Source organism: Aquimarina sp. BL5 (genome assembly GCF_003443675.1).
GTDB lineage: Bacteria > Bacteroidota > Bacteroidia > Flavobacteriales > Flavobacteriaceae > Aquimarina.
In genome coordinates this window covers 3802422-3823514 of record NZ_CP031963.1, presented here as the reverse complement: position 1 = coordinate 3823514, position 21093 = coordinate 3802422, and the positions used below count along the sequence as shown (strand labels likewise).

The following is a 21093-nucleotide window of genomic DNA, read 5'->3' as shown; positions in this document are numbered from 1 at the left end:
TAAAATGCTTTTCATGTTCTTCACAAACATAGAGATTATTCCTTCTTATGTAATAGTTTTAAATAAAGTAGTAGACGATATTCCAGAAAAACATGTTTTAATTTACTGATTTATAGATTTTTAAAAATATTCGAATTATTTAATCTTTTTCTTTTTTATCTAGTTCCTTGATAAAATATGAGGGATGAATTCCATTTTTTTTATAAAATGCTTTAGAAAACACCTCCGTACTATTAAAGCCTATTTCGTTCGCAATTGCTCGTATAGAGTACTTTTTAAATTTTCTATCTGTCTTTAATCTCTCTATAACATATTCAATTCTTAGTTCATTAATATATGTATTAAAGTTTTTCTTCTTATACCTATTGATTACTTTGGATAAGTATTTAGAATTGGTATCAAAACTTTTGGCTAAACTATTCGTGGTTATATTTCGCTTTAAGAATTCTGATTTAGATTCAAATTCTTCTAATCTAACTAATATTGCTTTAATTAAGGTTTCGTCGATCCCGATTGTGTCTTTTCCCTCTATTATTAAATTCTTTTTATTTAGGGTTTCATTGGAGTTTGTTGCGTTATATAATTCATCAAACCTTTTCTTATACTTTTTATTTTTCACATAATTATATCCTAAAACCAAAATAAAAATTACACATAGGATTATTAATGATCCCATCCAAAACAGAGAAAATCGATTTTCTTTTTCTAGTGAATTTATAATCTGTTGTTTTTCGGCTATCAACTTTGGTGTATCGTAGTTTTCAATTACATTTTTAATTAAATATTTATAATTGCTATTTAAAATACTATCTACACTTAGTAATCTTTCAATATATTTTAGCTGATTATCTGTGTCATTTATTTCTTTATAATGATCGATTAAGATTTCATAACTCTTTCTACTCTCTGGAATTATCTGCGGACTTTTCTGAAAAATAACATCTACCAACTTATGTTCTTCTATAGCACTATCTATCATACCAATGGCAGCATATGATTTTCCTAAGTAATAATGTGCTTGACCAAGATTAGCCAAATCATGAGTCTTCTTCAATAAATCAATAGCTTTTACTAAACTATCCTTCGCAACTATATATTTTTCTTTACTAAATTGGTTTATTCCTTCATTCAGAATAAAATAGCTCTGAAAATAGGGACGTTCTAATTCCAAAGATTCTTTATAACCTAAATTATTTATTACAGAAGCAGAATCCAATACTTTATTAAAATTATACGACTCTGAAAGTGCAAAAAGTAACTCCAAATATTGTTCTGGTGCTTGCTTTTTATGTTTAGAAAAAAAAGGATAACAATCTCTTAAATTTACCAAGGCCGTTTCATTCTCTCCCATCCATCCTTTTAATATCCCAATACTCTTTTTACTGGAATATTGAAGACCAATATTATCATATTTCTTCGCCTCTTCGTTTACCTTAAGAAAATAATCAAAGGCTTTTTTAAAATCTCCATCATTGAAGTATACTACTGCCTTCTGTCGATATGAATAAATTGGATATTGAGGTGAATTGCTGTTTTTAGTAAATGAAATAATGGTATCACTATACTTATGAGAAATAGCACTTTCGCTGATTAAGGACATTAAGTAAAAACCATGAATTATATTAGTTGTATCATTATTTTTTCTTGCCTTTAAAAGATACTTATGGGCGTATTCTTGAGCTTTTATCGTATCCCTTTCGTTTTCATAAAAAGCTTTTGACAAATATTGATAACTATCTTCTAAATTATGAGACGTGGGATATTCTTGAAAAGCCATTATATGATTAGCATATAGAAAAAAAAGAAAAACTTTAAAGAACAACCTCTTATAATTCATTTATAAAACACATTTTAATAAAAACTAAACCTTTATCTACACTATTAAACGGTAGGTAAAGATATTATTATTTGTTTTTATCAATTCGCACATTTAAAAAAAATAAACATCTGAAAATCAAACTTTTGATAAAAAAAACAAACAATCGATATTCTGAGAATATCTAGAAGATATTCCCGAATATCGCGTTACTCCACTTGTCAATAGGCCATCTCTCACTATACATTTGTTTCAATCAAGTAACGAATATTAGATAAAAAAGGCGAATACCGAAAAGCCTTATCAATAGAGTAGGTAGAAAAACAAAAAACTTTTATGAAAACATTATCATTTTTAAAAATCGGGGCTGTCCTATTTTTTTTATCACTTTTCACTTCTTGTAATACAGATGAGCTAGAAAGCTTAGAAATTCAAGAAGACATTAATAATATGGAGTTTTATGAAGATGACCAATCCTTTTCATCTAATTCTTTCTCTGGAAAATCGGGAGGCTGTATTACCTGCGCACTAAGTAAAATTTTAAAAGAAGAATGGAGAAATCCCAACTATGGAGGAGGTGGAGGAACTACTACCGGATGGACTTTTAATGTAAGAAATCGATTTGGAAGAAAGATAAATGCAGATGAAATCAAAAAACTTGAAAATGCTATAAACAACAAAGAAGTTGAAAAAATTGATAGACAACTTACTATCTATGGTAATGATGGAATTTTGCAATACGAAGTCGTACCTCATCTAGTAGCTCTAGAGAACGGTGAACCTTATTTTATATATCAAAAATATATTGTAGGGCTTTATGCAACCTCTTTATAAAAATAATACTACAGAAGATGAATATCGAAAAGTCCTAATACAGTGACTAAACACATTATTTTTATGGAGTAGTTTAAATTTATTCATTTTTAAGAAAAAGATGTTTTCATAGTGAATTGGAAAAAATTTAAATTACTCCTATTATGTTAAAACTTAAAAAAATGAAAAAACCTAGATCATTAAGAACTTTAATCATAGTTACAAAACTATTTTTAGTTATTGGAAGTTTTGTGTTTTTACAGAGTTGTCAAAATGAAGAAACTCTTGAAGAACTAAATTCTGAAGAATCAACAGATACATCAATTCAAAATGGTTCTGTAACACAGGAATTTGCATATATCGGTAAAAGTGGAATACTAAAAGAAGTATTATATGATAATCAAACCATTACCGTAGAAGAAATAGATGGGAAATATATTTTAGAAGGAGATATCATAATAACTCCTCAAGAAAATACAAATGATGCTAAAAGTACCGGACGAAGAAATGGTGATCGCAGATGGCCAAATTATACAGTACCCTATACCATTGATTCTAGTATACCCAATCAGGAAAGAATCACTAATGCTATTGCTCATTGGGAAAGTAATACAAGTTTACGATTTGTCAAATACACTGGGACTAATGTATTATTTGATAGTTTTGTTTTTTTTAAAAGAGGTGATGGATGTTCATCACCAGTTGGCCGACAGGGAGGACCTCAAATAATTACCCTTTCGGACAGATGTTCTACAGGCAATACCATTCATGAAATCGGTCATGCCATTGGATTATGGCACGAACAAAGTAGATCTGATCGAAATGAATACCTTACTATCAATTATAACAATATCAAAGCAGGAAAAGATCATAATTTTAAAACGTACCTCCAAAGGGGTCAAGACGGTCTTGATTTAACATCAACATTAGATTTTGATAGTCTTATGATGTACGGCCCATGTTTTTTTGCTAAAGCTTGTGGTGAAAAAGATAACTGTTTTTGTGATCCATCAGAAGCTACTATAACAAAAAAAGATGGTAGCTCATACTTTATAACAGCTCGTGAACTATCTAGAGGTGACATCCAAGGTATTAATAAAATGTACCCTAAAAAGTTTTCTGTAAATAGATGGGCAACTAGACAAGGCGGTTTTTGGAGTGCTCAAAAATGGATGTCTGGAGATTTTAATGGGGATGGAAGACAAGATTATGCTAAGGTGTTTAACGATGGTGGAAATGCAAGTATCGATATTCATATCTCTAACGGAAGTAGTTTTTCTATTCAGCGTTGGGCTACCAAACAAGGTGGTTTTTGGGATGCTCAAAAATGGGTCGTTGGAGATTTTAATAATGATGGAAAAGATGATATGGCCAAAGCCTTTAACGATGGCGGAAATGCAAGTATTGATGTGCACATCTCTAATGGACGAAACTTTTCTATAAAACGATGGGCTACAAGACAAGGTGGGTTTTCTAATGATCAGAAATGGGTTTCCGGAGATTTTAATGGAGATGGAAAAGATGATATGGCCAAAGCCTTTAATGATGGTGGTAATATTAGTATAGACACTCATATTTCTAATGGAAGTAGCTTTTCTAAAAGACGATGGGCTACAAGACAAGGTGGGTTTGCCAATGCCCAAAATTGGATAACTGGAGATTTTAATGGAGATGGAAAAGATGATATGGCCAAAGCCTTTAACGATAGAGGAAATATTAGTATTGACACTCATGTTTCTAATGGAAGTAGCTTTTCTATAAGACGATGGGCTACCAGACAAGGAGAATTTGTAAGCACTATAAGATGTATTGTTGGGGATTTTAACAATGATGGAAAAGATGATATTGCCAAAACCTTTAATGATGGTGGTTATATTAGTATAGATATACACGCTTCAAGCGGAAGCAATTTTAATATTCAACGTTGGGCAACTAAACAATCTGGCTATGCTAATAGCCAAAAATGGGCATCTGGAGACTTCAACGGAGATGGAAAAAACGATTTGGTTAAAGTTACAAGTGATAACAATTCAGCAACAATAGATACTCATCTAACACTTTAATTTAAAAAAAAATGCTTTAAAACATAGGTTATTTAATTATTTAATAAATAAGAATAAATAAAGATTAAGATATGTTAAAACAAATTTCTGAATTAGGAAAAACACTAAAAAGTAAAGAATTAAAAACAATCAATGGTGGGGGAGGTCCAGGTGCAAACACTTGTCGTACCGAAATGGATTGTGACTACGGAAGAGGAATATGTAATGGATTTTACTGCATTTACGAAATGGTATAATTCTTTTACTAATAATCCCGCAATCAGTAATTGCGGGATTATTTTTTACAAATAAAACTATCAGTTACCACTACTTAGTAATTCAACCGCTCGATCTATTCCACTATCCTTTTCCTCATTAAAATCATCGTTGGAAAACAACGGAACTCTATTCTCCTCACTTGGTCCAATTCCAATCGCTTCATAAACTACACCTTGAGCATCACTATATACTTCGTTAGACAATCCTATGGATGCTCCATTTGGCAATACATGAACCAAAATATCAGAAAAAACACCATTTGTATTATCTCCTACGATAGTTACATAAGGTAAATCTTTCATACAAAGTGTGAAAATTTCTGCAGCACTAGCAGTTAATGGGCTTGTTAGTAATACAATGTCATCCGTAAACTGAAAATTTCCTTTAGGGGTTACAGATATAGAAGTGCTTTCTGTAAAGCTATCCCCTAATCTAGCTTTTTTAGAAAAAGCAAGGCGTTCTTGATCTACAAATCGTGATGCTATTTCTACAGATACCATATCATATCCTCCTCCATTAAAACGAGTATCTATAATCAATTTAGACACTCCCGAATTCTCAAAATCATCCATCATTCTGTCTAAAACGGTATTCAACGTCTGTAACTCTGTACTTTCATCAGCGCTATAACCTTCCATACCAAGAATATTCACATATCCAATATCACTATCTAGCATACCCCAAGCAATATTTTCGCTTTCATCTATCTCGAACTCTCCTCCAAAATATTTTAGTGTTATCACCTCAAATCGTTGATTATATAGTCTATCATAATCTTCTGCTGAATCAATTGTTAAATCTCCTATTAATCCTGCATTTAATCTCTCTAATAAACTAGGCAAACCAGCATCTATACTAATATTATTTTCTTCATCTTCAATGATCACATGTCCATCATTTAGTAAAAGTACTAACTCACCAATAGTTTCATAAAAATTCTCAGCAGTTACCTGATCACGCAAACTCTCATATTGAGACCAATCCACATTTCTTGTTTCAAAAAAAGCATAGTAATCATTGAAGATATTCCAGAAGTGATCAAAATTAATCTTTGGATCTTCGGTCCTCAAAATCTGATCCGGCAAACAAAACTCGTTTTGATTTTCTAATCTTGTAAATGTAAGATCCGAAGCTACTAGTTCTGAAACACCTATTAATTCATTTGCATTAACCAGATCGAATTGAAAACCTGCAAATTCATCTGCATCAAAATTATCATCGAGCACTGAACACCCAGAAGTATTTATACCGTAAAGCGTATCTTGATCATCTGTAAATTCAATGATATACCCTTTATCTGCGGCTAACCAGAATCCATTTATAGTCTCTTCTATAATGATCGGTGCATCATCATCGGATTGACATCCTATTACAAACACTAAAATGAACCCTAAAAAATACTTTTTAAAAAAATCTAAAATCATACTATTCCGTTTTAAGAATTACATCACTATTGACAATTAAAAAATCAATCAGTTGCATGAAGTTATAAAGAAAGATAATAGTCTATAAATCTAAATAGATAAACACAGCTTCTGATTGGAGTCAAAACTAGACAGTAAATAGAGAATCAATGTTCCGAAATATGAACATTTAAAAAATCAGCACCTTTTTCTGATTCGTTTTAAACTGGTTTGGAGTTAATCCAGTTTCTTTTTTAAAAGAAGTATAAAATGTAGTTTTAGACTTGAAACCCGCTTCTAATCCTATTGCCAATAAGCTGTATTTATCAAACTCCTCATTGAGTATCATATCTTTTACCTCTTTTACACGATATGAATTAATATATGCCGTAAAATTCTTTTTAGTAACGTCATTTACAATTTGGGAAAGATAACCAGAGCTTATATTTAGAGTTTCTGCAATCATTTCTTGATTCAAATTTGGGTTGCGATAGATATAATCTTTTTGTAATAAACTTTCTAGTTTTTGGAAATATACATTGTTCTTAGAAAATGAATGTTGAGAAACTGAAATCTCCAATTTTTTTCTATGTACATCATTATGGTCAACACTAATAAAGCCCTTTTGCGTATTCGTGAGTTTTAATGAATAAATTCCATTATATACAATCCAAAAAATAAACAAAGATGCTCCAGAACATATTATAAAGATACCAATTTCATAACCTATCCCGAAAATCATATCAGTAATATCAACCAGAATCCAGGAAGCGACTAATACAACCTCCCAAATACATAACCTTTTTAACCATTTACCATTTTGGTGGTCTACATATTTTTTGTTTTTGAGAATACTATATGCCCAAATTGCAATCACAAAATTAAAGGAATAATAACCAAACTCCTGGATATTAAAAACCCAACCATAAACTAACTCTTTATATTCCCATGAATACATATACCATCCATAAACGTACTCTAGATTAAAAACAATATTTATGATTACAGAGAATGAAAATGGAATATATAATAGAAAAAGGTTCTTGTTTTCTAGTAGATTATGATCTATCGATTTTAGTATGTAATGAAAGAAAAAAACTGGAAACAAAAATATCCATTCTATATCATATAAAATCAAGAGTTTAGGATATTGCTGATATATCTCCAACGTATCTAGATATACATTAAACATTAAAAAAGCCAAAATTAAAATTGAATATCCTAAATATTTATTCGTTTCGCTTTTAAAATATGGGGAAAGTAAAATAGCAAAACCAAAAAGAAATCCTTGAGAAGCACTTATTAACAAAATAATATTCACAAATTCCATGCATAGAGATTATATGATCTTCTTTTTATAAAGACAAAAAGAAATCAAAAAAGTTGCAAGGTTTCTCTACTTACAAATTACACCTCTTGTTGGTTCTCTTGATAGCTATTTCATTTTTATAATCCATCCATTTCTGACCACCAATCCTACGCATAGCATTATCAAAATACCGCATAAAGAAAATGTTGTATGCTGCTTTGTTCATATTTCCTAATCTCGTAGCCATCGCGCGAATACTCATAGAAAACCCTGGTGTGAGATAGGTCATCTGATGCCAGTATCCTTCTGGCATATAAAGTGTTTCGCCGTGTGTAAGATTCGCTATATATCCTTTAGCTTTTTTAAGGGCAGGCCATTTTTCTAAATCGGGATTTGTAAAATCAATGTCCTGATGTGCAATTAGCGCGTGAGGTACTTTATATAAATATTTAGTTTCAGATGGAGGAAATAATATACATTGTTTATCTCCATGAAAATGAAAATGAAGAATATTACCCAAATCAATATCATAATGCATAAACACCTTAGAACCCTGGCCTCCAAAAAAAAGATAAGGCATTTTTTTTAGTAATCTTAAACCGATTTTAGGGTACTTATAATCTTCCCTAAGCTTTGGTACTTCTTTTAGTAAATTATATAGAAAGATTCTGTAATTAGTAGGCTTTGAGTTTAACAAATTCACATACTCGCTCATTTTCATACTTGTATGTGGTTCGTTAAATTTAAATTCAGAATTTATCGGCCTATCATCAAATAAAGGCACCTCTTTATCACCAGCTACCTTATTAATATACTCTAGGTCCCATTTCTTATATGCCGGCCAATCTTCTATTAATTTCCGAATAACCACTGGTTTCTGTGGTATAAAATATTCTTTAAGAAATTCTTCTTTGGTGATTGACTCAACTCTTGGTATTTGCTCTAAATTTAATTCCACTGACTATGAAAGCCCATTATGGGCACTTATTAAAAAATTGATTAATACCATTTGGCATAAAAAATAGTTAACATCACGGTTTGTTAAATTTAAAGTTCGCAAAACAATATCAAGATTTTGTATTATCAAAAATTTCTACTATTGTTTATCGATCTCTATAAACAGTTTCTTTAGCTTTCTGCTTGGCAAGTTCATTTTTTTCAATGGTATGATCGGGTCTTGACCATTTAGGCTTTTCTCCTTTTGCTTCATACTTAGAATCTTCTGCTTCTATCGTATCAGGTTGAGCCTTTTTAACAAATGGTTTTTGAGGATTTAATCCTAATTTCTTAAACATTGCCATATCCTCATTTACATCAGGATTAGGAGTTGTTAATAATTTATCTCCTGCAAAAATTGAATTTGCGCCAGCAAAAAAGCACATTGCTTGCCCTTCTCTACTCATTTCTGTTCTTCCTGCGGACAATCTTACCTGTGTTTGCGGCATTACAATTCTAGTTGTTGCAACCATTCTAATCATATCCCAAATTTCTACAGGCGTCTGATCTTCCATTGGTGTACCATCAACAGCAACGAGTGCATTAATCGGTACCGATTCTGGTTGTGGATCCAATTTAGCCAAAGCCACTAACATTCCTGCTCGATCTTCGGATTTTTCACCCATTCCTATAATACCACCGCTACATACAGTTACATTAGTTTTACGAACATTATCTATTGTTTCTAAACGGTCTTCGTAACCTCTGGTAGAAATTACTTCTTTATAGTATTCTTCTGATGTGTCTAAATTATGATTATAAGCATACAAACCAGCTTCTGCAAGACGTTGTGCCTGATTTTCTGTAATCATTCCTAAGGTACAACAAACTTCCATTTCTAGTTTATTGATTGTCCGTACCATTTCTAATACGTTATCGAACTCAGGACCATCTTTTACATTACGCCAAGCTGCTCCCATACATACTCTAGAGCTTCCTGAAGATTTGGCACGTAATGCTTGTGCTTTTACTTGCTGTACACTCATCAAATCATTACCCTTAATATCTGTGTGATATCTTGCCGCTTGTGGACAATACCCACAGTCTTCGGGACACCCACCTGTTTTAATAGATAACAAAGTAGATACCTGTACAGTATTAGGATCATGATATTCTCGATGAATTGTTGCTGCTTCATAAAGCAACTCCATTAATGGTTTATTATAGATATCTAGTATTTCCTGCGATGTCCAATCGTGTCTAATAACGCTCATAAAATTAATGGTATGTGAATTTTCAAAAGTAATTGTTTAAAATCAAAAAACACAAATTAGCTTTATCAAATTCGATAGTTTTAATAACAATCTATCTTTATTCTAATTCTTTTTTTCTGGCAGCTCTAATAAAATACTAACTGCATTTCCGCCAAATCCAACAGCATTGACTATAATTTTACTCAATTTTTTGGGAATTTTTTTATGCTCTATATAAGGGACTGGTATAAACTCTTGATGTTTCATCATTAAAATAGCCAGTTCCATACTCAAAATTCCACTAGCCCCAAATGTGTGACCAATTTTCCATTTATTGGTTGTTAATGCTGGAATACGCTCTCCAAAAACAGTTTTAATAGCATTATACTCTGCTTGGTCACCCTTCACAGTTCCTGGGGCATGCAATACTATTGCATCGACCTCTTCTAAATCTGTTGTCTTTAGAGCCATTTTCATTGATCTCTGAAAACAATCCGCCTCTGTAGATATAGATATATTATGTGTTAATGCTTCTGTAGCGTATCCAATACCAGAGATTAATGCTAACGCATTTTCTTTAATCCCATTTTCTAAACAAGCAACGCCTGCTCCTTCTCCTAAAAACATAGAATTTCTGATTTTATTCCAGTTCATTGCCTGACAAGGATAGGCTTCATTTCTACCTGAAGCATAAATCTTCAAAGCTTTCATTTGGGCAATCGTAAAAGGAGTTAGTGGAGCCTCACTTCCTCCTACTAGGAATTTATCGCTTAAACCGGATTGAAGCCACGCGATACCATTTAGTACTGCATGTAAAGCAGTGGAACAGGTTATAGAATGACTGATGTCTGGGCCTTTAGATCTTAAATCCTGAGCAATCCAAGAAGATACATTACCCAAAGTAGTAGTAGGCGAACTCAAGGTAGAAGATTGATTAGTCTCTAAAAATTCTTTATGATACTCCTCAAAAAGACCTGTTGCTCCCCTAGAAGAACCAACATTAATTCCAAAATTAAATTCACCTTCCCAATTCGCATCTTTTATAGCGTTTCTAGCAGCAAAAACCGCAAACAAAACAGAATCATCCAAAGAGGTATACTGAGAATTCTCCTCTTTAAGTTTTTCAATTTCTTGTCTTGACGTTTCGTTTAACTTAGCCACTGGAGCTTGATTCCCCATGAAATCTTCAAAGGTGATCTGATGTGATGATTCTTTGTATAAATCCCAAATCTCCTTTGAGGTAATTCCTAATGGAGAAATAGACGAAATTCCAGTTATAGATACAGGGTTTTGCAACACTAAATTTTTGGGCAAATGTAGGGGTTTGTTAAATTTTGTTCAACTAAATATGGTTTTTTTTGATTAAATTATAAATACTGAAATTGTAACAAAAGCAATGATTTTCAGACTTATATAATGAACTGAATCTTATCAAATTATTATGGAAGAACATACACCACGAAAAAGTTGGTTTAGCAGAAATTGGCCTTGGGTAGTTCCTGTAGGAGGCTGTCTTACATTAATCATCATATTCTTTGTTTTCTTAGGCTCTGTTATATTTGGGGTCTCTCAAGCGTTTACAAACTCGACGCCATATCAAGATGGACTTATAAAAGCACAAGAGGATGAATATGTAATTCAAATGTTAGGAGAACCCATAGAAACCAATGGTATTATGAGCGGTGACTTAAAATTTGAAAACGGTGAAGGTTCCGCTGACATTTCTGTTCCAATTAAAGGTCCAAAAGGAGAAGCAAGAATACGCATTGTAGGCACTAAACAAAATGACATCTGGACTTATACTGAACTATTTGTTATATTTAAAGAGACAAATGAAACTGTTGATTTATTATGGGGAGAAGGTCAAAAAAATGAATATTTTTTTTAATTAAAAAGACTGTTTTATGATTAAAAGTAAGAAAAGCTCTAAAATCATATAATTCTAATAAAAATGAAAACAGTGATTTTTTCTCTACTTTAAAAATTACTTGCAAAGAAATATTACCTAAAAAGATAGCTATTTTACTTGCTATGGAAATAGCTGTTTTTTATTATGGTTTCGTCTCATGGAGAAAAACCAAATTACAAAATAACGAATTCTCTTATCATAAGAACAGTGGTACCATCCCTATTTTAATTGCATTAATTCCAATAATCGCAATAGAAACATATGTGCTAAATATTCTTCTTAGTAAATGGAGTATTACAGCAGCCTGGTTAGTAAGTGCACTAAGTATCTATTCTGGGTTTCAGATTTTTGGATTTTTAAAATCAATGTTTAAAAGATCTTTTTCAATCGAAAAGAATACAATTCATCTACGATATGGAATCTTAAGTGAAGCAAGAATAGACATCAATAACATAAAATCTATTGAGATTTCTTCAAAACCTATTGAATTTAATGATACTGTAAGAAAACTATCTCCGTTAGGTGAATTAGAAAGTCATAATATAGTTATCCATGTAAAGAAAGAAAATACTATAATCGGACTTTACGGAATTAAAAGAAAATTTAAAACCTTAGCTTTCTACATTGATAATAAAGAAGAATTCAAAGAAGCATTGGATAAAAAAAATTCGGTAACAGAATAAAAAAGAAAGCAGGTATTTAACCTGTTTTCTATTGTAAAATAGTTATCCAGAAAAAGCATCAATTCAAGTGTTTTGTCTTAGTAAAACTAGTTAAATTATAATTTATAAATTAGATAAGAGCATCAGGATGGTGTCATAAATTTTATTCAATTGATCCTTAGTTATCACATATGGTGGTAATATATAGATGGTTTTACCCAAAGGACGAAGACAAACTCCATGTTGCATGAAATGATCAAAGATCTCATATCTTTTTTTACCATAACGATCCATTTCTATATCAAGATCTAAAGCATATATGACTCCTTTTTGTCGCGTAGTTTTTATCTTGGGGTGGTTCTTTATTTTGGCATCAAAATCTGTATGAGATTTTATAATAGTTTTAATGTTTTTCTGAATCTCTTCAGATCCTAAAAGTTCAATTCCTGCAATAGCCACAGAACAAGCTATTGGATTAGCGGAATAGGTATGCGCATGAAAAAAAGCTTTACCAATAGAATCATCCAAAAACGCATTATATATCTCTTGTGTGCAACTAGTTACAGCCATCGGAACAAAACCTGCTGTTAAAGCCTTGGACATAGATATAATATCCGGCTTGGTTTCCATATACTCTGAAGCAAAGTTTTTTCCAGTTTTACCAAAACCTGTCATCACCTCATCTGCAATAGTAATGATATTGTTTGTAACACAAATCTGAAGGATTTCATTTAGATAAACTGCTTCAAACATATGCATGGCATTTGCTCCCTGGACCAATGGTTCATAAATAAACGCAGCCACATCATATGTAGAGATGATCCTTAATAATTCCTTTATAACCTCATCAAAATTTTCCTTATTAGGAGTCGCAATTCTTTGTACATCTATAAAAAAGTCTTCAAAAGGACCATTATACACGGACAATCCAGATGCAGACATGGCTCCAAAAGTATCACCATGGAAACCATCATTAAAAGCAATAATCGTATTTCTCTTTTCACCTTTATTAAAATGATACTGCAGCGCCATTTTAATTCCCACCTCATTTGCTGTAGATCCATTATCAGAGAAGAAGATTTTTTCTTGATTCTGAGGTAATATTTTGATCAATTCCTCAGAAAGATGAATCGCCGGTTCATGTGTAAATCCGGCGAAAACAATCTGATCCAGATTCCGCATTTGCTCATTTACCTTTTCTATGATGTAAGGATTACAATGTCCGTACATAGCCGTATACCAAGAAGCAATTCCGTCTATATATTCTTTTCCATCATCATCAAATAACAAGGCTCCTTCAGCCTTTACTATAGGTAAAGCATCTGGATGAATTTTGTGTTGTGTAAGCGGATGCCAAAGATGTTTTTTATCTCTTTCTTTTAGACTCATAATTCCTCTAATCTATATCTGAACAAATCTGCATATTCCTTAATCACCATCGTATCAAAGTAAGGTTCATCATCGATTCTACCGATAACCCTAGCTTTAGTCATTTTTTTGATAATATCCTCTGTAGTTACATGTTCATCTCCACTAAAAATAATCGCTGGATCAAATCCTTTCTCTTGTAATAACTTTATTGTCATCAATGTGTGATTAATACTTCCCAAATAATGTCTAGAAACTACGATCACTTTATAATCAGAGTTAATAAGATCTAAAATAGTATCTTCTTCATTTAGTGGAACCAATAATCCTCCTGCTCCTTCAATAACGATATCGTTCTTCGTTTTTGGAACCTTAATGGTATCGATATTGATTGTAGTTCCATCAATCTCAGCCGCCGCGTGAGGACTCATTGGTGTTTCTAACGCATAACTATTGGAGTGAAATTTGGAATTAGTATTACTCACCAATTCCTTTACTTTATCAGTATCAGAACATGATAAATCTCCTGCCTGAACGGGTTTAAAATAATCAGCTTGTAACGCCTCAACAACAATTGCCGAAGCTACTGTTTTGCCTACATCCGTTCCTATTCCTGTGATAAATATTTTTTTCGAATTTGTGATAGCCCTGTCAGACATGATAATGTGTCTTTTTAATTTTAAACAAAGGTAGCTAACAACTCTAGAACTTCTGCTATTTCTTCTTTTGTATTATAAGAATGTAAACAAAAACGCAAACGTTCCTTTCCTTCAGAAACAGTAGGAGAGAGGATAGGTTTTACATTAAATCCATTTTCTTGAAGATGTAATGCTACCGCTTTTACTTTCTCATTACCCGAAATTACGCAACAATGGATCGAAGAATTACTTTTTATAAAAAGTGATTTTAAATTAGTTGACTCTAATTTCTGATTAAAAAAACGGATATTACTTCTTAGTCTTTCAATTTCTATAGTAGTTCTCAATTCTTCATAGGCTGCTTCAATAACCACAAGTGAATGAGGTGGTAAGCCTGTTGTGTATATAAAACTTCTGGCAAAATTCACCAAATAACTTTTCAATTCAGACGATCCTAAAATTACTGACCCATGGCAACCCAATGCTTTTCCAAAAGTATGTATCCTGGCAAATACACTATCTTCTAGCCCCAATTCCTGAATTAAACCGGTCCCTTTAGTACCAAAAACTCCCGTAGCGTGAGCTTCATCTACTATAAAATGGCACTTGTTTTCTTTACATAATTTAGCAAAAGCTATTAAATCAGGAATATCTCCATCCATGGAAAAGACTGACTCGGTAACTATATACACTTCTTGATTAACGGCATCTACATTCCGACTTCGCTCAATGTGACGGCTAAGATCCGCTAAGTCATTATGAAGAAACTTATACGATTTAGCATTGCTCATCGTAATTCCATCTCGTATCGAAGCATGAATAAGCTCATCATACAAGATAATATCTCCTCTTTGTGGTACTGATGAAAAAAAACCTATGTTAGCATCATAACCTGAATTAAAAATCAATGCTGATTCCGCATTATGAAACTCGGTAAGGATTGTTTCGGTTTCTGTATATAATTGATGATTTCCAGATAGCAAACGAGAACCAGTAGCACCGTTTTGAAAACTTCCTTTTACTTCTAATGCCTTATGTGATGTATCAAAAATTGTTTTACAAGAAGCAAAGCCTAAATAATCATTTGATTGGAAATCAACAAGATTATTAGTTCTACCCAATTTACGAAGTGCACTACTTTGTTCTCTATCCGTGAGCTTTTTTTGAAGTTTTTTTGGGAAGCTTTGCATAATGACAAAAATACATAATACTATTTAACCCAGATAATTTAGATTCACTTACTATCTTCATAATAGAACGAAAAAACTGCTAATGCTTTTCTAAAATATAACGTTATAATTACAACTTTATATATCGTTTTTCGTGTACTAAGCAATTATCAAATCTTTCTTTGATTTCCTATATAAGTAAGAGTTAAAAATACTTCTTTTTGCAAATCTAAATTGCCTATCAGAATTAATTAATTTCACATATACATTCTTAGGAACTCCGAAATATTCATACGTAGTACCGTCTAAAAATGAAACCTCTAACAACAATTCTTTGTGCTGAAAATCTGCTATACCTGATTCCGCTAAAGTTTTATTATATGCTTCTTGATTAGCTGCTTTTGTTTCTGGTGCTATGCTTACCAAAAAATGATATCCATCTATGATTTTTCGACTTTTTTCTTCTGCCTCTTCACGCATTGGATTTCCTTCAAGAAATTTATCTGGATGCCACTCTTTTACTAAATTTCTATAGGTAGTTTTTAGTGTTTTAATTTTAAAATAGCCGCTTTTACTTATAAAGACCTTTGTATTCTTATATGTCTCAATGAGATATCTAAAAAAAAAGTTACCTCTTTTTCTTTTTAGGGGTTTCTATCTTGAGAGCGCTAATATTCTTTTTTTCTGCCAGATGATTCGCTAGTATTTTCTCAATCAATTCCTCTTTTGTTAGGTGATGAAAAACAGTTTTAATTTTTTCTTTAAACTCTGTCGATACTTCGTGATTCGGTTTGGTTTTAAATATTTTTTTAGCCCATAAAAGTGTATTATTCTCTTCTATGCTTTGAGCATCTGCTTTCTTAAACTCCTTAAAAGTAATTCCTAATTCTTCTGTAAACTCTTGTAAATCTTCAATTTCTTCTTTTTGTAATACAGTTAAGGATAATCCTTTGGCTCCCGTTCTTGCAGTTCTCCCACTACGATGTACATAAGTCTCATACACATCTGGCAAATGATAATTCACTACATAGGATATCTCTTTTACATCAATTCCTCTGGCAGCTAAATCTGTAGCAACAAGAATGTTTATATGTCCCTCTCTAAATTGCTCCATTATTCTATCTCTTATGGGTTGTGACAAACTTCCATGAAGTGCACCAGAAGAAAACTTATTGATTGCCAAGTTTTTGGCTAGTTTATTAACCGCTGCTTTTGTTTTACAAAAAATAATACCTCGTTCGCCCTCTTTAGCACTAAGAAAATGCATTAGAACTTCTAACTTTTCTATAGGTTCTACAACTACAAATCGGTGATCAATCCCCTGATGCCCTATGGTTTCCATGTCTGCACTTACCTGAATCACGTGCTTGGACATATAATTCTGGATCAGCTGTTTTATAGTTCCTGGCATTGTTGCTGTAAACAAAATCGTTCTTCTTTTTTTTGGCAAAACAGCAACGATTTCATCCAATCCTTCTTTTAAAGAACTAATCATTTCATCTGCCTCATCTAGAACCAGATAATCTGCACTTGTTATATCAATCTTATCTCGTTTTATTAAATCAATTAATCGTCCTGGAGTTGCAACCACAATATGGGTAGTTTCCTTTAGACGCTCTATTTGTGGTTTAATAGGGATTCCTCCACATATCGAAGCTATAGATATAGTGGGCAAATACTGGGAAAAGGAAACTAAATTGTTATAAATCTGTTGTCCAAGTTCTCTAGTAGGAGCCAGTATCACCGCTTGAATTTTTGGGGAATCCAAATCAACCAATTGCAGTATCGGTAAACCAAAAGCTGCTGTTTTTCCTGTTCCAGTCTTCGCTAAACCAACAAAATCATCTTTCTTTTGTAATAAGGTAGGAATTGATTTTTCCTGAATATCTGTAGGTACAGAAAAGTTCAAGTCTGCTAAACTCTTTTGTAAAGGAGCAGCAACTCCTAGATTAAGAAACTGATTTGACATAAAAATATTTTCGGCAAAGATAGGTCTATAATCCTATCTTTATGTCTTCTTAAACAATGATTAGAATCTTATCTTTATATTTAGAATCCTATCAATAAAAAAATGAATCTTAAGCATCTAAAATATACAATTGCTACATCAGATAAGGAGTTGGAACAAATCATTAAACTTCAACAGAAAAACCTAACGGCCTCAATTTCTCAAAGTGAAAAAGAAAAAGAAGGTTTTGTTACTGTAGAACATGATTTGAATATCCTAAAAAAGATGAATGACCAACAGCCACATGTAATTGCAAAGGATGGAGATCTTGTGGTTGGTTACACGCTTTGTATGACAGCAGATTTTGGAAATGATATTCCTGTGCTTAGGCCTATGTTTAGAAAAATAGAACGTTCATTTGATCAAAATGAGACATATATTGTTATGGGGCAAGTTTGTATTGACAAGGAATACCGCGGTCAAGGAATATTTAGAAGTTTATACCAAAAAATGAAACTCGAATTACAAGAAAAATATGATCTTCTAATCACAGAAGTCGCAGCTAATAATTTACGATCACTACAAGCTCATAAAGCCATCGGTTTTAAAAATCTGCTTGTGTACAAAAGTGATGAAATTGATTGGCATCTTATCAGTTGGAACTGGGAATAGTTTTTTCTGTTTCCGAAGACTTTTCTTCCAAATCATATCCAAGATTTTTCCCTTTTTCTACTCTGGAAACACCATTTGTCATCCATTTTGGGACTGGTTTTCCCTGTAAATAATGATCAAAAAATTGCATCATTCTAATTGAAAGGTCTTGTCGGTTTTTTTCTTTTCTTAAGTTATGCGCTTCATCATTATATACTAAAAGCCAAACTGGTTTCTGCAGTCTACGCATCCCCATAAACATTTCTATACCTTGATAGTAAGGAACTGCTCCATCTTTATCATTATGCATCATTAAGAGCGGTGTTTCTATTTTAGGAATTCCAAATAATGGGGAGTTTTCTATATATAGATCAAAACCTTCCCACAAGTTTTTTCCAATTCTACTTTGAGTTCTCTCATACTGAAACGCTCTACTTAATCCGGATTGCCAACGGATTCCACCGTATGCAGAGGTCATGTTACTTACTGGAGCTCCAGCCATAGCAGCTTTAAACTTATTGGTTACCGTTACTAAATAGGCTACCTGATATCCTCCCCAACTCTGACCTTGAATTCCTATATTTTCACTATCTACATAACCTAATTTTTCTAAAGCCTCTACTCCAGAAACGACACAGTTATATGAGCTAGGACCTGGTTTACCATCTTCATAAACAATATCAGGCACAAACATGATATAACCATTACTTACCAAATAAGAAGGGTTTACAATAGAAGCGCTCGGCCTCGGAGTATAATAATTTCTATAACTATCCGATCGTTTTTCATAAAAGTACGTAATCAAAGGATATTTTTTTGATGGATCGAAGTTTTCCGGTTTATAGATAATCCCTTCTAACTCTTTACCATCATAAGCCTTCCAGCTAAAAAGCTCTGCTGTTCCCCATTTAAAATCTTTTTTCTGAGGGTTTGCATCTGTAATTCGCGTAGTGTTTTGAAAATTAGTATTTGTATAATATAAATCCTGAAATGTATTAAAGTTTTGTCTCCTAAACGTGAATACTTCTCCTTTTTGAGCCTTCTTATATTTGTTTAAAAAGAATTCTGTCGGTTTTATTTTTTCTACTAACTTATCATCTGTTAACACATATAAACCTGAAGCTTTAGTCGTCATATCAAAGCTTGTAATCAATAGCTCATTAGCACTATAAGACGCATTATTGGGGTTTTCTGCATCTAATCTTTGAGTTCTATATTCTATTTTATTTTTTCTTCCATTAGCTGTAATATTAATAGGTATTGTTTCTCCAGACATTGAAACTTTCCAAACATCAAACTTATTATAAATCAACCCATTACCATCTTTATCAAATCCTCCAAAACCATGTGGATATGGTAACATAGGATGATCATCATCTTCGTCATAAAAAGCTACCTCAACTTTCTTCGTAAGATTAGTTTTTCTCAACGTCGACAATTCTAATGAAAACCAATATTTTTTAAATATATTATAATACAAAGCATACTTCCCATCAGGCGACAAATAGGGTTGTAAAGCTGTTTCCCTGAGTGCCAAACGTTTTTGACCAGTATATGTATCTATTACGTAGAAATCTTTGGTCCAAGGCATAGCCCAGGAACGTTTGACATCATAAGGAGCGCCTGTAGCTCCTAATATAAATCTTTGTTCTCTGTTCTTATCTAAAATAATATCTTCAAATGTTTCATCCTGTATATGAACTATGGATTTTTTTTTCGGTATTATAATAAGAAATAAATGCGCTATTTTTTAATTCTTCGAACCTTGCATTTTGCTCAGGCTGTATCATTTTGTCTTTCCAATTCCAAACATCTACTTGTGGAACTTCGTCTTCTAAAAGTGTAGTGTCTTTTTGATACTCAACTTTTGGCTTTGAATAAAAATAAAGTCTATTACCGCTTTCCGAAAAAAATGCGGTCTGACCAGCACCTAACTCCCAATTTTTTCTAAGATTTTTTCCTATAGTATCTACTAAATTTAGTAGCTTTTTATCTTTATAATAAAATAACTGATACCTTAATGAATCTATGTGAGTAGAGTCCTTTGCGGCGATATAGGAAAATTGCTTCCCCGTTCTATCAACTGATAATTTATCATAAATATAATTAGTAGTATCTATTACTATCTTAGATCTAGAAACGATATCATATTCGAAGACTCCTAGATCTTTTTCTTTCTTCTTTTGGTTTTTCTTTGTATAATAGAATTTCCTGCCTTCCTTTGAAAGAACAAAATCCTTGATTTGAAAAATAGTATCTTTTTCTTTAGTCTTTAGGTTATATACTAATGCATAATTCTGCTTAAACGCCTTTCCTAACTTAGATTTGACAGTATCTTTTTCATTAGTTTTCAGAGAATCTTCTTTCTTTTTTTCCGGTTTCTTATTCTTAAATTTTTCTATAACTAACCAATCATTAGACTCTTCTGGAATCTTGTAAAAACTTGCTCTTACAATAGAATCATATATTTTATTATTATTTACATCATAGATAAACAAATCATCTTTTGACTGTTTTTCTTTTTTTACCTTTTTCTTTTTCTCTTTTCGAATGACCTCATATTTTGGTTTCCGTTGGAAAATCACAAAATTTTCGTCTTGTGTGATTGAAGAATTATACCCGTTAAAAAAAGTGAATTTTTTGTTATTTTCTGTATTGTAAATTTCTATGTATACATCTCCTCTTTTTGTAGAAGTTGTAATCACAGAAACGATCAATTTTCCTTTATTGGATATTTTAGTATCCGTAATACTTTTCCAGAGATCATAATCTTCATGACTTAAAGATCGTTTCTGAGCAAAAACTAATGTTGTAAAACTGAAAAAAATTAGAGTAACTATATTCTTAATCATTACGTTGAGCTATGTCTATCCTCGAAATGTATAAAACGTTTTACC

19 protein-coding genes are annotated in these 21093 nt (G+C 32.1%); 6 read left to right on the top strand and 13 right to left on the bottom strand.

Going from position 1 to position 21093, the window contains the following annotated elements:
• Window positions 1-139: 139 nt before the first annotated feature.
• Entirely contained in the window at window positions 140-1777 is a 1638-nt protein-coding gene (locus D1818_RS15890) for a helix-turn-helix domain-containing protein (protein WP_158596905.1), read from the bottom strand.
• A 375-nt stretch (window positions 1778-2152) separates the two neighbouring features.
• On the opposite strand from D1818_RS15890, the gene D1818_RS15885 reads away from it, so the two are divergent.
• The 3 genes from D1818_RS15885 to D1818_RS25395 all read left to right on the top strand — a co-directional run bounded on the left by D1818_RS15885 (window position 2153) and on the right by D1818_RS25395 (window position 4928).
• Complete coding sequence (locus tag D1818_RS15885; RefSeq protein WP_118459963.1) at window positions 2153-2650, top strand: hypothetical protein; 498 nt, start codon at window positions 2153-2155, stop codon at window positions 2648-2650.
• Window positions 2651-2811: 161 nt separating this feature from the next.
• On the top strand, window positions 2812-4692 hold the full coding sequence (locus D1818_RS15880; protein WP_158597061.1) for a M12 family metallopeptidase: 1881 nt from the start codon (window positions 2812-2814) through the stop codon (window positions 4690-4692).
• Between the two features lie 71 nt (window positions 4693-4763).
• The gene (locus D1818_RS25395) at window positions 4764-4928 is read left to right on the top strand and encodes a hypothetical protein (RefSeq protein WP_158597060.1); all 165 of its coding nucleotides are present in this window, start codon (window positions 4764-4766) and stop codon (window positions 4926-4928) included.
• A gap of 60 nt (window positions 4929-4988) precedes the next feature.
• Here the strand turns inward: D1818_RS25395 and D1818_RS15875 are convergent, their stop codons facing one another.
• The 5 genes from D1818_RS15875 to D1818_RS15855 all read right to left on the bottom strand — a co-directional run bounded on the left by D1818_RS15875 (window position 4989) and on the right by D1818_RS15855 (window position 11147).
• Complete coding sequence (locus D1818_RS15875; protein WP_118459961.1) at window positions 4989-6374, bottom strand: S41 family peptidase; 1386 nt, start codon at window positions 6372-6374, stop codon at window positions 4989-4991.
• A 169-nt stretch (window positions 6375-6543) separates the two neighbouring features.
• Window positions 6544-7683, bottom strand: a complete 1140-nt coding sequence (locus D1818_RS15870; protein ID WP_118459960.1) for an AraC family transcriptional regulator — start codon at window positions 7681-7683, stop codon at window positions 6544-6546.
• Window positions 7684-7753: 70 nt separating this feature from the next.
• Complete coding sequence (locus D1818_RS15865; protein WP_118459959.1) at window positions 7754-8620, bottom strand: cupin-like domain-containing protein; 867 nt, start codon at window positions 8618-8620, stop codon at window positions 7754-7756.
• 145 nt (window positions 8621-8765) lie between these two features.
• The gene (gene bioB, locus D1818_RS15860; RefSeq protein ID WP_118459958.1) at window positions 8766-9872 is read right to left on the bottom strand and encodes a biotin synthase BioB; all 1107 of its coding nucleotides are present in this window, start codon (window positions 9870-9872) and stop codon (window positions 8766-8768) included.
• Window positions 9873-9974: 102 nt separating this feature from the next.
• Entirely contained in the window at window positions 9975-11147 is a 1173-nt protein-coding gene (locus D1818_RS15855) for a beta-ketoacyl synthase N-terminal-like domain-containing protein (RefSeq protein ID WP_118463817.1), read from the bottom strand.
• Between the two features lie 145 nt (window positions 11148-11292).
• On the opposite strand from D1818_RS15855, the gene D1818_RS15850 reads away from it, so the two are divergent.
• Together D1818_RS15850 and D1818_RS15845 are read left to right on the top strand one after the other, a co-directional pair.
• Window positions 11293-11739, top strand: coding sequence for a cytochrome c oxidase assembly factor Coa1 family protein (locus D1818_RS15850; RefSeq protein WP_118459957.1), 447 nt, complete (start codon window positions 11293-11295; stop codon window positions 11737-11739).
• A gap of 143 nt (window positions 11740-11882) precedes the next feature.
• Entirely contained in the window at window positions 11883-12443 is a 561-nt protein-coding gene (locus tag D1818_RS15845) for a hypothetical protein (RefSeq protein WP_118459956.1), read from the top strand.
• A gap of 102 nt (window positions 12444-12545) precedes the next feature.
• Here D1818_RS15845 and bioA read toward each other — a convergent pair whose 3' ends face one another.
• The 5 genes from bioA to D1818_RS15820 form a co-directional block, all read right to left on the bottom strand.
• Complete coding sequence (gene bioA / locus D1818_RS15840) at window positions 12546-13811, bottom strand: adenosylmethionine--8-amino-7-oxononanoate transaminase (protein WP_118459955.1); 1266 nt, start codon at window positions 13809-13811, stop codon at window positions 12546-12548.
• Entirely contained in the window at window positions 13808-14449 is a 642-nt protein-coding gene (gene bioD / locus D1818_RS15835) for a dethiobiotin synthase (protein ID WP_118459954.1), read from the bottom strand. Before bioD ends, bioA begins: the two co-directional genes overlap by 4 nt.
• 20 nt (window positions 14450-14469) lie before the next feature.
• Window positions 14470-15618, bottom strand: a complete 1149-nt coding sequence (locus tag D1818_RS15830; RefSeq protein WP_118459953.1) for a pyridoxal phosphate-dependent aminotransferase family protein — start codon at window positions 15616-15618, stop codon at window positions 14470-14472.
• A 138-nt stretch (window positions 15619-15756) separates the two neighbouring features.
• A complete protein-coding gene (locus tag D1818_RS15825) occupies window positions 15757-16206 on the bottom strand; it encodes a KTSC domain-containing protein (protein ID WP_233558554.1) in 450 nt (149 codons plus the stop codon).
• Between the two features lie 19 nt (window positions 16207-16225).
• A complete protein-coding gene (locus tag D1818_RS15820) occupies window positions 16226-17566 on the bottom strand; it encodes a DEAD/DEAH box helicase (RefSeq protein WP_118459951.1) in 1341 nt (446 codons plus the stop codon).
• A 102-nt stretch (window positions 17567-17668) separates the two neighbouring features.
• Between D1818_RS15820 and D1818_RS15815 the strand changes: the two genes are divergently transcribed.
• Entirely contained in the window at window positions 17669-18217 is a 549-nt protein-coding gene (locus D1818_RS15815) for a GNAT family N-acetyltransferase (protein WP_118459950.1), read from the top strand.
• Here the strand turns inward: D1818_RS15815 and D1818_RS15810 are convergent.
• Together D1818_RS15810 and D1818_RS15805 are read right to left on the bottom strand one after the other, a co-directional pair.
• The gene (locus D1818_RS15810) at window positions 18198-19787 is read right to left on the bottom strand and encodes a S9 family peptidase (protein ID WP_118459949.1); all 1590 of its coding nucleotides are present in this window, start codon (window positions 19785-19787) and stop codon (window positions 18198-18200) included. The genes D1818_RS15815 and D1818_RS15810 overlap by 20 nt on opposite strands.
• A 94-nt stretch (window positions 19788-19881) precedes the next feature.
• Entirely contained in the window at window positions 19882-21048 is a 1167-nt protein-coding gene (locus tag D1818_RS15805; RefSeq protein WP_118459948.1) for a hypothetical protein, read from the bottom strand.
• Between the last annotated feature and the right edge of the window lie 45 nt (window positions 21049-21093).